11 protein-coding genes and 1 pseudogene are annotated in these 13,867 nt (G+C 35.7%); 4 read left to right on the top strand and 8 right to left on the bottom strand.

Annotated elements, in window-relative coordinates; genetic code table 11:
• Position 1: 1 nt before the first annotated feature.
• Both PI85_RS13145 and PI85_RS13140 read right to left on the bottom strand, forming a co-directional pair.
• On the bottom strand, positions 2-424 hold the full coding sequence (locus PI85_RS13145; RefSeq protein ID WP_036122157.1) for a Na(+)/H(+) antiporter subunit B: 423 nt from the start codon (positions 422-424) through the stop codon (positions 2-4).
• Positions 414-2,825: a Na+/H+ antiporter subunit A gene (locus PI85_RS13140; RefSeq protein WP_191967809.1), complete on the bottom strand. Its 2,412-nt coding sequence runs from the start codon at positions 2,823-2,825 to the stop codon at positions 414-416. Before PI85_RS13140 ends, PI85_RS13145 begins: the two co-directional genes overlap by 11 nt.
• 562 nt (positions 2,826-3,387) lie before the next feature.
• On the opposite strand from PI85_RS13140, the gene PI85_RS13135 reads away from it, so the two are divergent.
• Positions 3,388-4,074 (top strand): histidine kinase, encoded by a 687-nt coding sequence (locus tag PI85_RS13135; RefSeq protein ID WP_036122151.1) that lies wholly within the window; start codon positions 3,388-3,390, stop codon positions 4,072-4,074.
• Positions 4,075-4,278: 204 nt separating this feature from the next.
• On the opposite strand, the gene PI85_RS13130 is transcribed toward PI85_RS13135, so the two are convergent.
• Positions 4,279-5,484: an MFS transporter gene (locus PI85_RS13130; RefSeq protein ID WP_036122149.1), complete on the bottom strand. Its 1,206-nt coding sequence runs from the start codon at positions 5,482-5,484 to the stop codon at positions 4,279-4,281.
• A 105-nt stretch (positions 5,485-5,589) separates the two neighbouring features.
• Between PI85_RS13130 and PI85_RS13125 the strand changes: the two genes are divergently transcribed.
• On the top strand, positions 5,590-6,309 hold the full coding sequence (locus PI85_RS13125; RefSeq protein ID WP_025116875.1) for a DUF421 domain-containing protein: 720 nt from the start codon (positions 5,590-5,592) through the stop codon (positions 6,307-6,309).
• Positions 6,310-6,327: 18 nt separating this feature from the next.
• Here the strand turns inward: PI85_RS13125 and PI85_RS13120 are convergent, their stop codons facing one another.
• Positions 6,328-7,032 carry a CBS domain-containing protein gene (locus tag PI85_RS13120; protein WP_036122147.1) on the bottom strand — a complete coding sequence of 235 codons (705 nt, stop codon included), beginning with the start codon at positions 7,030-7,032 and terminating at the stop codon, positions 6,328-6,330.
• A gap of 992 nt (positions 7,033-8,024) precedes the next feature.
• On the opposite strand from PI85_RS13120, the gene PI85_RS13115 reads away from it, so the two are divergent.
• Both PI85_RS13115 and PI85_RS13110 read left to right on the top strand, forming a co-directional pair.
• Positions 8,025-8,744, top strand: coding sequence for a hypothetical protein (locus PI85_RS13115; protein ID WP_036122144.1), 720 nt, complete (start codon positions 8,025-8,027; stop codon positions 8,742-8,744).
• 1,050 nt (positions 8,745-9,794) lie between these two features.
• Positions 9,795-10,241: a GNAT family N-acetyltransferase gene (locus PI85_RS13110; protein WP_036122142.1), complete on the top strand. Its 447-nt coding sequence runs from the start codon at positions 9,795-9,797 to the stop codon at positions 10,239-10,241.
• A 250-nt stretch (positions 10,242-10,491) separates the two neighbouring features.
• On the opposite strand, the gene PI85_RS13105 is transcribed toward PI85_RS13110, so the two are convergent.
• From PI85_RS13105 to PI85_RS13090, 4 genes and pseudogenes are all read right to left on the bottom strand, one after another.
• Positions 10,492-11,274, bottom strand: a complete 783-nt coding sequence (locus PI85_RS13105; RefSeq protein WP_036122140.1) for an ABC transporter permease — start codon at positions 11,272-11,274, stop codon at positions 10,492-10,494.
• Positions 11,271-12,155: an ABC transporter ATP-binding protein gene (locus PI85_RS13100; protein ID WP_036122139.1), complete on the bottom strand. Its 885-nt coding sequence runs from the start codon at positions 12,153-12,155 to the stop codon at positions 11,271-11,273. Before PI85_RS13100 ends, PI85_RS13105 begins: the two co-directional genes overlap by 4 nt.
• A complete protein-coding gene (locus PI85_RS13095) occupies positions 12,152-12,355 on the bottom strand; it encodes a PLDc N-terminal domain-containing protein (protein ID WP_082011573.1) in 204 nt (67 codons plus the stop codon). The genes PI85_RS13100 and PI85_RS13095 overlap by 4 nt, the downstream gene beginning before the upstream one ends.
• Before the next feature lie 333 nt (positions 12,356-12,688).
• Positions 12,689-13,781, bottom strand: a pseudogene (locus PI85_RS13090) (transposase).
• Between the last annotated feature and the right edge of the window lie 86 nt (positions 13,782-13,867).

Genomic DNA, 13,867 nt, shown 5'->3' with positions numbered 1-13,867 from the left:
GCTACTCATCCTCACTTATGCTTAAAATAATTGTCACGACAACACCCACCACCGTCAAAGCTACTCCTGCTTCAAAAATGGTTACGGTTGAAAAACCCATTTTCCCGAAAATCGGGACATTTATATACGTATAAGCCTGCGTTAGAAATGGTACATCGAAAAACAAAGAACCAATTGCCGTACCTGTTGCAAGCAATACACCAAGAGCTGCAACCTTTTTAAAGTCAAACGGCATTCCCTTATGCACAGTCTCTATATCGTAAGCAAGATACAATAATACAATGCCAGAAGCTAACACGAGGCCACCAATAAAGCCACCACCTGGAGCGTGGTGTCCTGCAAAGAACAAATACACGCCAAGTGTTAAAATAATGAAGACGACTGCCTTAGTGACTGTCCGTAATATCACATCATTAATTTTCATGATCTGCTTCCTCCTTCCGAGGCTTAAGCTTTGTTAGTGTATAAACCCCTAAGCCAGCAATCAGAAGCACTACAACCTCAAGCATTGTATCAAAGGCACGAAAATCCCCTAGAATTGTATTAACTATGTTGGAGCCACCCGCTAGCTCATAGGCATCATTAAAATAAGTGGATACTGGCTCAAACTGCTCGTAGTGCACTACAGCTAGACCAACCATTGTGACTGTTGCACCGACAAAAATAGAGATCATCGCTTTCGACCATTGCACCCTTTTGCGAGGTGCCTCAGGCATTAAGTCTGGTAAATACTTAAAGCATAAAAGGAATAATGCAGTTGTTACTGACTCTACAACCAATTGTGTTAACGCTAAATCTGGTGCGCGGAAAATGACAAAGAAGAAGGCAATTGAATAGCCTAGTACGCCATTTAATAGCATGGCTGTAACGCGACCCTTTGCAAAGATCATCCAAACTGCAGCGAATACCATAACAAATACAAGAATTAATTCGTATGACTCAATCGTGGAGTCCATATCAAAATTAAAGGTCATTGCGTCTGAATAAATAAAATAACCAGCGATAAGGGCCACGAAAAATACATATATATAAACAAAATAATGGGTTAAATTACCTGTCATATATTTGCGAGTAACCTTCTCTGAACCACTTTCACTTATTTCTATCATTCGATTATAGTAAGTATTAAATGTATATTTTTGTGAAAAAATGCGATACATCGGCTTCCAGCTTTTCAATGTTTTGAATAAGATGATCCCGAGTATTATGACTCCTAACGTCATTAATAATTCCGCATTAATTCCATGCCAAGCAGAAATATGTGGTGTTAATTCATTGGCTGTTGGGAATGTAGGATAAATACTTGCCATGGCTGGCTCCAAAATATAATGACCTAACACGTTCGGGAAGAAAAAGATACCGACTACTAACAGACATAAAATAATGGGTGATATTAGCATGCCCAATGGAGCTTCATGTGGTTTTCTATCTATTTTCTCAGGCTGTAGTTTACCCAAAAATGTTCGACTAATTAAAATTAAACTGTAGACAAAGGTAAAGATACTCGCTACCCATGCTACTAATGGGAAAAATAACCCTACATCAGCAATAGAAAAGGCCTCTACATCCCGAATAGCCAAGACCGCTGCAAAAAACATTTCTTTACTCAAGAAACCATTAAATGGTGGTAATCCTGCCATAGAAAAGCTACCAATGACTGCGATTGTAAATGTAATAGGCATTAAGGACATTAAGCCACCTAAACGGCGAATATCCCGAGTTCCCACTTCATGGTCGACAATCCCAACCATCATGAATAAGGCTCCTTTAAATGTGGAGTGGTTGATGAGATGAAACAGAGCAGCAAAACTTGCTTGTGTATATATAATAGAGTCTTTAGTGTAGCCATAGTAATGACCTACAGACCCTAGACCGAATAGGCTCATAATTAAGCCTAGCTGACTTATCGTTGAAAAGGCTAAGAGCGCCTTTAAATCCGTTTGGCGAACCGCATTAAATGATCCCCAGAAAAGTGTAACAAGACCAATAACACTTACGAGCCAGAACCAAATTGCTTCTCCCCCAAAAACTGGTGAAAAGCGGGCAACTAAATAAATCCCTGCCTTTACCATTGTGGCTGAGTGTAAGTATGCACTAACGGGTGTTGGTGCTTCCATGGCGTCCGGTAGCCAAATATGAAATGGAAATTGTGCAGATTTTGTAAAAGCCCCTAGCAAAATTAAGATTAATGCTGGAGTAAATAGAGCATGATCACGAATAACCTCTACATGAGCTACAATTTCACGAATACTAAATGTATCAGCAGCTACATAGAGCATCAGGAAACCAGCTAACATAGAGAGACCGCCAAAGACAGTAATCATCATTGCTTTTTTAGCACCTGCACGTGATGCCTTTCTATGATGCCAAAATGCAATTAATAGGAATGATGACACACTCGTTAATTCCCAAAATGTGTATAATACCATTAGGTTATCTGAAAAGACAACGCCAAGCATAGCGCCCATGAATAGTAATAAATAGCAGTAAAAATGGTGAAGAGATTCTTTCGTTGACAAATAAAAAATAGAATATAAAATGACTAAACTACCTACACCTGTAATCAGTAAGCCAAAAATCATACTGAGCCCATCTAGGTAAGTTGTAATATTTATATTAAAAGAGGGAATCCACTCATATGTATGGATAAATGTTTTACCTCCGGCAATTTGAGGAATATAGCGCGCAAGTAAAAGAAACAAGATGAATGGAACAGAAAAAACAAACCAGCCAAGATGTGTTACACGCCTTAGTCGCCTATACAGCAATGGGATAAGTGCAGCACAGACAAATGGCAAAAGTATCGCGATAAGAACTGTAACCAAATGAAAACCTCCTACTATCAAAATCATCAAGCAAATTTTTGTGGTGATTGGAATGGTAAGTGCTAAAACTATAGCAATTTGTTTAAGCTAAGTAACATATCAGATATATTCTTGAAATTTTGCAAATGGAAAGTGATGGGGTGTTAAAGTGTCTTGTCATTCATTGAAAATGGTATGTTTAGTTATTTAGTCACCTCTAACCCGATGCAAGCCTAAATAACTTGTGGAAAATCAGATAATTTATACAGTTACAACTCAATTATATCAGCATTATAAAGACACTTGACTATCTATTTAACACACTGCATAATAGTGTGGCATATGAAATCAATTTAGCTTAGATGCACGCAATGCATAAATTAAATAACTTTAAATCATTGATATAAGCTTATTGCTTCAAGGGTTTTCCAATATATTTCGTTAACTTTTATACATTTTTAAGTATACAATATAAATGAGCATAATGCACTGTAACAGCATCGATTTTAGCTGTTTTAGGATAATTTTTCGAAATCAACAGTGAAATTAACAAAATACCAACAGATAAGAGGTGTACATTTTTATGAGGCATGTAAAAGGGCGTTTAGACGAAAGTATATTAGTTTGTGTTTACTATGGCTTAAATGGTGAACGTTTGATACGTAGAGGGCACAAAATGGCAACAATGCTAGATTGCCCACTCTATATTCTTTCAGTTGATTCGCAACCCCTTGATGCATTTGACGCTGAAAAATCTAGTTATATTGAGCAATGGAAAAAGTTATCAGACGAACTTGAGGTCGAGAAATTCATTTTGCAAGATAATGAAAAACGCCCCATTCAGAAAGTCATTGCAGAAGTGGCGAAAAACTATGGCATTTCACAAATTATTGTAGGACAAAGCGCACAAAGTCGCTGGGAGGAGATTACTAAAGGTTCGTTCCTTAACGTACTGTTAAAAGAAGTTCCTTTTGTAGATTTTCATATTGTAGCTGTTCAACGTCCTACTGATGATGATGCTAACGAGACATACGAAAAAGGTGTTCGTGCTTACTTAATTAAAGAACAGGAGAACTTTAAAGTAGCATTTACATGTCCGAAATATGTATCCATCGAAGGTATCTTCTTCAAGGAAATCGGCACGGATTTTGACAACGGTGTCTTTAAATTTACTTACAACGATAAGATGCATGAGGTTCATATTTCAGAGGGCTATGTGATCGATCAAGCAAAGCTTCCTGCAGAATTTTTATCCCCATTAAGACAATAAAAAACGCGCTCTCTTTTTTAAAGGAGCGTTCAGGCTGTAGATAAAAGTCATCGGGAAGTACCTCTCGATGGCTTTTGTCACTTCATTTTAACTCTCTGGACTGATAGCAACTGCACTCCGACCGTAATTGAAAACTTTATTTCATTGTAAAAAAAATGTAGGCAAACCCATTCCGAGTTTGCCTACAGTCCTGATGCGTTTTTTCTAAGCCGCCGAAGTTGCCGGTTTATCCTTCGGTAGGAAAAAGGCAATTAGCAATAATAACGGCAATAAAGAAACGACCATCATTGTAAAATCAATACCTTTATGGTCAATTAAAACACCAATAACCATTGCTCCAATGGCCCCCATACCAAAAGCAAAGCCAGTTGTTAAGCCGGCCATTGTACCAATTTTAGATGGAACTAGCTCTTGCGCGTATACCACGGTTACAGAGAAGCTAATCATAATCAAAGTACCAATGATCACTAAAAATATCATAGCCGCCCATAGCGGTACATAAGGCAATGCAAGGCAAAATGGCATTGGTACTACAACGGAAAGAATAATAACATTTTTTCTTCCAATTCGGTCTGACAGAGAGCCTCCGAAAAATGTTCCCACTACCCCAAACGCCATGAATAGGAAAATAAGGATTTGTCCTAGACGGAGATTTACATCATAATGATCCATTAAATAAAATACATAAAAGCTAGTTATATTGGTTGTATAAAATGATCGTGCAAAAATGATGGTAAATAGTAAGGTTAAAGCTACGCCTACCTGCTTCTTTGTTAATGGTGGCAATGTCGAAACTAACACACGTTTTTTCTTCGCTGCACGCTCCTGCTCTAATTGCTTTTTATACCATTTTGCGATCTTAGTTAATAGAATAATACCAAATGTTGCCGCTACTAATACAATTGCAGCACCACGCTGGCCGAAAATATCAAAAATATAGGCACTAATTAATGGGGCAAGCGCTTGTCCCGAGTTCCCCCCCACTTGATAAATGGATTGAGCAAGCCCTCTTTTAGAGCCTGCTGCCATAAAGGATACTCTAGAACCCTCAGGGTGAAATATTGCTGAACCGAAGCCTAAAAATAATACTGCAATAAGAATAATCCAATATTGAGTAGTAAAAGCAATAATTGTTATAGCAATAAAAGAACTTATCATCCCTAATGGTAATGCATAGGGCATTGGCTTTTTATCACTGACAAAACCAACAATAGGCTGTAATGCAGACGCAACTATATTTAAGACAAATGATATGAGGCCAATTTGTGTGAAGGTTAATCCTAGCTCACTTTTGAAGATTGGAAACATAGCTGGAATAACAGCTTGCATCGTATCATTGATTAGGTGAGCAACACCTATTAAAATCATGATGGGATAAATTGGATTTGCGACGTTTATTTGATTATTCATGCTGCCACCTCGCTCTTTTAGTTTTTGTTATTGACGATTGTCGCATACTATCAACCATTTTGCACAAGCTATGTTTCGACAGCTGTAAAAGGAGTTGATGTATGCATGGAAAGCTTTATTCATGCTCATTTTTGGGAAATGATTCTTCGAACAACACTTTCATTCTTCATCTTACTTATTTTGGCGCGCATTCTTGGAAAGAAACAATTGGGCCAACTAACATTTTTCCATTATATTACTGGTATTACATTTGGATCGATTGCTTCAGAAATCGCCTCGCAGGAGGAAACACCCTTTTTAGACGGCGTAATATCCCTTATCTGGTGGAGTGCCTTAACCTACTTAATGACCATTCTTACGATTAAATCAAAAAAAGCTCGCGTACTTATTGATGATAAACCTACGATTGTCGTACAAAATGGTCTTATTTTAGAATCTGCCTTAAGAAAAAATCGTTTGCATATGGACGAGCTGACAATGATGCTACGCGAGCAAGCCATCTTTTCTGTACAAGATATTCAATATGCGTTACTTGAAACAAACGGAAAACTAAGTGTCCTTCAAAAAACCTCAGAGCAAGTTGCCACGAAGCAGGATGTTAAAGCTGATGTTTCCCCACCTACTTATTTGCCTACAGAGGTTGTGTCAGATGGGCAACTCATCAAAGAAAATATTGTTGAGCTCGAATTAACAGAGGACTGGGTAATGAAGAAGCTGAAAAAACAAAATGTGCATTCCGTTGAAGATGTCTTTTTTGCACAGGTTCAAACAAATGGGTCCTTATACATTAGCCTAAAAGATAAAGCGAGACATTCAAGCCCGTAAATGCTTGTCTCGTTTTTTTTAATCAATTTTTACAATATCTAACGGTGTAATAATTCCTATTAATTTTTGGTGTGGTTTGCCATGCTCTGTTATTAGTAATGCCTCAAAACGCCTACCTCTTTCCACTCCCTGTTTAAAAATCTCTTCGGCTTCATATATCGTTATGTATCTGCTAACAAACTTGTAATTCACCCTATTTTTCTCATGCATCAAAATATCATGCAACGTAGGAATTCCTTTAGGTAAATGGTCGCCACCCATTTTAGAGGCCAGCCAATTGGTAATTCCTACAGTTGTAATTAGCCCTCTAAATTGTTTATTAAAATAGACGGGGAACTGCGTATATTTTCGCTGGTGAATAACCTTTAACACATGCTTGAGGGAATCATTCTCTTGAAAAACAAGTACTCTCTTTCGGAACATTTTACCGACAAGCATAGGCTTAGCAAGCGTAGCATCTATGTATTCAATTCTTTCGACTACATCGGTATGTGGTTCTGCAATTACATAGTTAATAGAAGTACGATGATGGACAATTGCATTTCGCAAATCGGCGTATGACCGTAAATCATCTTCGTATTTTTTCACCAATACCTCTTTTTTCTTCGCTTGATCAATGAGCCGATAAAAGGGCGTAAAATCCTTATTGCCTACAATATCTCGTAATCTATGGTCTATTCGATTAAATGCTGTCAGGAAACGATCGGAATTTTCAGTCTCCACCTTTACGTACCTTCTTTCTCTATTAACTTTATGTATTTTCCGTGTTATTTGACAAATTTCGAGTTACACCACCATTATATTCCTAAGTAATGGATATTCCAAGAATGTAATGTTGGCTGTCATTTATTTTTACATTCTCCCTTGAAAGTTACGTTATTATGAGGAATTGGACTATTTTTCCCTGCAAGTAAGACAAATGATGGACATAGGATTTACAGTGAGAATGAATTAAATTTAAACATTAGAATTCAAATTAAAGGAAATAAGGAAATTCAAGCGCTTCTTAATAATACATGGGAGTGGGAGGCAAGCTTAGATCAACATGTTACTTTTCTTGTAGTGGAGCAAAGGAAAAGAATTAAGTGCACTCATAGAAACTGTCTTTGACTTTGATGATGTATTCAAGTATGTAAATTTGAATGACGAAGAAAATCGAGAAAAAGCGATTACTATTATCAAAAGGTTTGAAGAATATAGAAAATTTACCATAGTTCCAATCTGTATTACGAAAGAACGGGCTGACTCTTTAATTCAGCAAGCTAAATTTCATTTGAGCTAGAGCGTTTATTCGAGCTTAATCAAAAAACAACAGTTCCTTTTTATAATTGGTTAGAGGATAGGGCCAAAATATTAAGTTACAATGTTACATTGTTCAAAAAATAGTTATTTGAGGAGGGAATTTACATTCTTGAATTTCAAGAAAAAGTTAAAAAATTAGTAGAAAATGTGGATAGCATTCAAAGTAAAGCATCCTTTCGGTTGCTTTTTTTTATATAAAAAATGTATATCCTCTTTCCTCAGTGCTTTCCCTCTCCTCATAAAATAATAGTTTTTTTGCAAAAAAAATATATTAGATAATAATTTCAAATCAGTTATTAGTTACAAAGTTTCATTTATAGTTAATTTATGGTTTATTCTACTTTTTATTGTTATTATTTATATTAGTTATCCATTTATGTGGTAACAAACCCAATTATTAGGAGGTATTTGTTTTGAATATGATTAAGTATTTTAAGAAACCTATGTTGATAGCTTGTTGTTCTACATTTTTATTAGGAACGTCTGTTTTAGCTGTAAATCCAAGTACTGCAAATGCACAAGATACTAGTTATAGTAATTTAACAAATGAAACCACACTATTTTCAAATGAAATGAGTATACATAATGAAGTAAGTATACATAATGAAGTTTATAATTTCTTTTTGGCTCTTGAAAAGCTCCCTTACGATATAGAAATACAAGGAGCTAAAAAATCTGCTGAATGGTTATCTGCAGAATCTGGTGTTGAAATTTTAGTTGATGAATATGATAATTTCATATTTCCTTCTATTCAAAAAGAAATGTCTTTATTAATAGACAATACTAGTTCGTCAGAAACATCACTTGTGCTTGCCAGAGCTTCGGTGGGTGAAGTTGCAACTTGCATTGGAACGGCTGGATTGGCAGCCTTGCCTTTCTCGAAAGTTACAAAACTAAAGACTATTTTTAATGCATTAGGTGGAATAACTAGAACTGTAGACATGACTTATACAAATTATAAATATCACCGAGCTTTACTAAACTCTGTTAAAAATTCGTTATCTAAAGCTATTAAGGATGTTGTAGACAAAGAGAAACTTGCTTCAGAAGCAAATGATTTATTAAAAGAAATTTTTGGTGTTACTGCTACAGTTGGTGCATGTAAACCTGTAATAGATGATCTTTTCGATTAAAGTCTATTATAAAGCATCACTGCAAAAACGTTTAAAGACTAAGAGACTGCCTTAAAGACAGTCTCTTAGTCTTTAGCTCTTCTAATCATATATTTCGTGTGTCAATCAGTTACATAAAAATTAACAGTACAGAGAGATTTTTTGTTAGATACCTGTTTTTTTAAATAAATTTTTAAATATTTTAGTATTAAAGAACATGAAATTGATATGGTAAGGTAAAAGGAGGTTGAGATTAAAATGAAAATTTTTAAACTACCTTATTATTATTTAGTAATGTGTTTAGTCATATTAATAGCAATAATAATTAATTATAAGTCAACTACATCATTAATATTGTTACTAATTAGCTTTGTAGGTTTCTTCTTTTTATTTTATTTGGAGAAAAAGAAATCCGAAAAAAATAATTAAAAGGCAAAAAATAAGTATAGCAAACTAGAGGTATGGTTTTTACCATTCCTCAATTGAATTAAAGTTCGCGTAACTTCGCTACGATTTGCTCACACTCTTGTGCAAAATAGGCTTTCTTTTCTTCGGTTACTACTTCTTCTTACTGACGAGTCGCAATTATAAAACCAACAGAAAAGAAGAAAAAATAGGTTCAAAGATCTAAAGACAGTAGGGACAATCTGTTGTCCCTACTGTCTTTGTGCTTGGTTCTTTTCATGCACTCAATTTTCCAATAAAGGGAATTTTTTATAATGCCTATAGCTGCTTAGAGAGCGTCTTTTTGCTCACATAACAGTTGTTAGCATCGTAAATCATTCCATCAATTTTACGCTTAGATCTTCAGCTCATAATCGGAGTAATGTAATAATCAAAAATTTATTAAGTTAGAGTGGAGGCTGGTAAGGGGTGTGAGGCTTCCCCCATATAGCGTATCTGAATTATGAGTAAGAGAGATTATTCGATCGGATGAATTGGCAGTTTTGTACTTTTAAGGAGGCGTTGTCGATGAGAAATTATTTATACTTGATTGGGCATAAAAACAAGGGGATAGCGTTTCAATAGCCCATAAACTACGTGTTTCCCCTTCAAAGGGAGAGTACCAAATTGAAGGAAATTTGTTTAAAGCCTATTGACAAAAGTAATTGGGAAGAAGCAATTAGATTATCTGTTAAAGAGGAACAACAAGCATTTATTGCATCCAACCTTTATTCTATCGCAGAAGTTCAGTTTCTAGATAATTTCTTTGCAAAAGGTATTTATCTTAATAATAAAATGATAGGATTTACTATGTTTGGAATAGACCCTGATGACAATAATTATTGGATTTATAGACTAATGATTGACGAAGAATTTCAAGGTAAAGGTATAGGCAAACAAGCTATATATCTGGTTATAGAAGAGATAAGGAATAGTAATCATGCAAACATTCCTTTTATCATGATTGGATATGATCCTAAAAATCTTACAGCAAAATTTGCCTATAAAAGAGCAGGATTTATTGAGACTGAATTATCATCTTGGGGAGAACAATTAGCTAAGTATTCCTTGTAAGCACTTGAATTTACCACAATGACTAATAGTCTTTTTAAAGTAAATTTGATCAATCATTTTTCAAAATACGCTCTTTTCTATGATCTTTATCAACGTTATTAGTATCATTTGATTAAACTTTATTTAAAAACAACCAGCCCTTTCGTGGATCATGCTCTTTGTTGGGCTCATCCTGCTTATCAATGGCGGAATGCTTTAAAACAAAAGGACGGAAGAATCTATACGTATTAGATTTTCCGTCCTATACTTTTTAAATTTTGGTCATAGCCGCGTTTCTTTTCATCATTATGATTCCAATACAAATACAAAGAATTATCAGCACTATTGTCATGATTAAACTCCACCAATAATCAGACATCTCCATTGTTCCACGAACTAGTAAAGGTCCATAGCTTGCTAGCTTCCAAGGGGAAATAGTCCAGAATAGACCTACTACCATATCGACGATTTGCCCGACAAAAATAACCGTAAAGGCACATGTAGTAGCTATAATCGTTTTAAAACTAGCACTCATCATTAATGTGACAGCAATTACAAATATTAGCCAAACATAATACGTACAAAAGCTCGCAAGCAGTGGTCCAATTTCTAAAGTTCCATATAGAATACTAGTGTAATACACACTTGCTGCAAAGCCTGCTAAAATACTCACAAAACAAACTGCACTCATCACAATAAATTTACTCATAAAATAGGCTCCAAAAGATATAGGTCTTACATATAATAAAGTAGCCATACCATTTGCACGTTCTTTACTTATAATCCCCACAAAAGAAGCCATTATCACCAATAACCCTATCGTTTGAAATTGCCCTATAGAGGCCTGTAATAGGTCAACTGGCATTAATTCGGGCATCAACATTTCAAAGCCTTCTGGCACATTTCCAACAGCATTTAAGATATCCATAATATAATAATTTATCAGGGGATCATTCATTCCCAGCAAGGCAAACACAAGAGGTATCCACAAAAATTTCCAGCTTCGCCATGCCTCTCTAAATTCTTTTTGTAGAAGTACGTTGAATCCTCTCATGCTTTTTTCGCCACCTTCATGAAAATTTCTTCCAACGATGCTGTTTGTCGTTCTACTTTTCTTATTGTATAAGGACAATTACTTAAACGATGAAGCAGCTCCTTCATCGTTGGCTCCTCATTTAATATCTCGATATATACATAACAACCTATTACATGATCAATCGAGCTTGCAAAAAGCTTTGCCTCTTCTTCACTAGAAAACTCGACTATATAATTTTGCTCATCAAAACGTTGTCGTACCTCTCGTAATGTTCCTTGCTCTACTAGTTTTCCATTTTGTAAGAATAATAACTGATCCGTCATTTCTTCCGCATCGTTTAAAATATGGGTTGAATATAAAATAGTTGTCTCTTGTTGTAAACCCTTTAATAAATCAAGAACCTCCCTACGACCAACAGGGTCTAATGCTGAAACAGGTTCGTCTAATAACAGTAGTTTTGGCTTATGCACAATTGCCTGGGAAATACCAAGTCGTTGCCTCATCCCACCAGAAAAAGTATCAATTTTTTTATGTTGGGCATTTCCTAACCCCACAAACTCTAATGTTTTTTGCGCCTCTAATTTAGCAGTTTTTGCTGATACACCATTTAGCCGCGCAGCCATCTCAGTAAATTCTAACGCGCTTAGCCAAGGATGAAACTGTGGATATTGGGGTAAAAACCCTATATTTTCTCGTAAATTCCCATTTAGCATTTTTACACTTCCGGCTGTCGGTGTTAAGAGCCCTGTTAACATGGATAATGTTGTTGTCTTACCCGCGCCATTTGGCCCTATTAATGCCGTTGAAGTCTTTTCCTCCAAAATAAATTGAACATTATCTACAACATTGTGCTCTGCAAATCGTTTGGTCAAACCAGTTACTTGAAGTAATGTTGTCATGACTGCTTTCTCCCAACTATAAAGTACGCAATTGACCCTATTATATTTGTAAATAAAATAATAAATACCCATAAAATTTTAGGCCCATTCGTTGTATGTGTTTTACGTAAATCAATAAGTGCTACGATCATTAATATCAATTGAACGACGATGAGCGGTGCTATCACTGCCCATGGAACTTTTGCTAATTCCTCCATCATACAGATCACCCCATTAGTTGTTATACATTAACTATAACAATTTTGTTCTAACATGTATAGAACAAAATTGTTGTTTTTTTCAAATCGCAAAATAGCTCTCCTAAATAATCTGCGCCATTTCCATAGGAGGTAGTCCCCTCTTTCATCTTCTATACGTCCTACTTCTTTTATAAAAACAAAAAAGATGTACCTTAATCGGTACATCTCAGACTGTCGACAAAAGGAATCGAGAAGTTCACACTCGATTCCTTTTGTCCTTTTTCTTCTATGAATATGTTTAAAAATGGTGATTTTCTACCCGTTTAAACATACTCATCAAGCATAAAAACTCTTTTAAGTCGCCTGCCACACCCAAGTAGCCAGTTTCTTTAAATTCATGGCAGCAAAAGTAAGCATCGCCTGCATGGACAATTTTTTTAAGACCTCTTAAGGTTGTCCATCGCATTCCATGCTTTTCCTTCGCATCCGCAAAGACACGCTCAATGGTTTCTTTACGCTTTGCATAGATTTGTTTGATGTCATAGGCATGTCGTAAATGTTCGGTTTCCTCCACATAAGATTCCCAAATATGGCGTTGAATGAGCTTTTGGTGATTCTTACTTTCTGTACATTGTGATAGGCTTGGACACTTAGCACAAATTAAAGGATTCGATTTATATTGACGATATCCTTCCCTCGTCGTTGTCGTATACCTCAATATTTGCCCTTCTGGGCAAAGGTAACAATTATAGTGCTCGTCATACATATACTCATGCTTTCGGAAAAATCCATCTTTGGTTTTAGGACGAGTATATGGTAAAACAGGCAACATTTGATTCTCTAACAAATAGTTCGTAATCGCTGGTGTTTTATAAGCTGTATCTGCTGCAACGGCTAATGGTTTTTGAACGTTTTGAATGACCTTTTCAACAAATGACTGTAATACATGGCTATCATGCACATTTCCCGGAGTCACAATGGCGCCCTTTTCATCTGTCGCAGCATGGAAGGAATACGATAGATGGCCTGCATGAGGGAGTCCTTGATGCATAATTTCTTTTAATATACGATAGAAAATCTGTTCAAACACATCCGTGTCTTGATAGCGGCGAACATAATTTTTACCGAAGGTAGAGAAATGCGGGACTTCTGTATGGAAACCAAATCCTAAAAACTATCGACACGCCATATTCGTTTCGATTTCTTTGATGGTTTGACGCATGGAGCGAATGCCAAAGACATATTGAATAAACGTCATTTTAAAGAGAACAACAGGATCAAAACTTGGACGTCCATAAGCTGAATAGAAGTTTTCTACTAATGGATATATATAAGAAAAATCAATAGCAGCCTCTAGTTTTCGTACTAAATGATCTTCAGGTACCAATTGATTAATCGTTAACATTTCTAATTGTTCACGTTCATTGATTTGATTCTTCGTCATCATGGTTAAACACCTCGAAAGTTTACTTTTCATCAACATATGAATATGGAGTTCTTTATGTAGGAGTTGATTGGAACGAAGGGCGGCGA

It is taken from the genome of Lysinibacillus sp. A1, from assembly GCF_000801965.1.
Taxonomy (GTDB): Bacteria; Bacillota; Bacilli; order Bacillales_A; family Planococcaceae; genus Lysinibacillus; species Lysinibacillus fusiformis.
Note: the sequence above shows the minus strand (reverse complement) of the source record. Positions and strands in the feature narration are given on the sequence as shown.

Excerpts from the sequence above, each read along its gene's own strand:
- PI85_RS13145 (WP_036122157.1), bottom strand. The coding sequence starts at position 424 with ATGAAAATTAATGATGTGATATTACGGACAGTCACTAAGGCAGTCGTC.
- PI85_RS13135 (WP_036122151.1), top strand. The coding sequence starts at position 3,388 with ATGAGGCATGTAAAAGGGCGTTTAGACGAAAGTATATTAGTTTGTGTT.
- PI85_RS13130 (WP_036122149.1), bottom strand. The coding sequence starts at position 5,484 with ATGAATAATCAAATAAACGTCGCAAATCCAATTTATCCCATCATGATT.
- PI85_RS13125 (WP_025116875.1), top strand. The coding sequence starts at position 5,590 with ATGGAAAGCTTTATTCATGCTCATTTTTGGGAAATGATTCTTCGAACA.
- PI85_RS13105 (WP_036122140.1), bottom strand. The coding sequence starts at position 11,274 with ATGAGAGGATTCAACGTACTTCTACAAAAAGAATTTAGAGAGGCATGG.
- PI85_RS13100 (WP_036122139.1), bottom strand. The coding sequence starts at position 12,155 with ATGACAACATTACTTCAAGTAACTGGTTTGACCAAACGATTTGCAGAG.
- PI85_RS13095 (WP_082011573.1), bottom strand. The coding sequence starts at position 12,355 with ATGATGGAGGAATTAGCAAAAGTTCCATGGGCAGTGATAGCACCGCTC.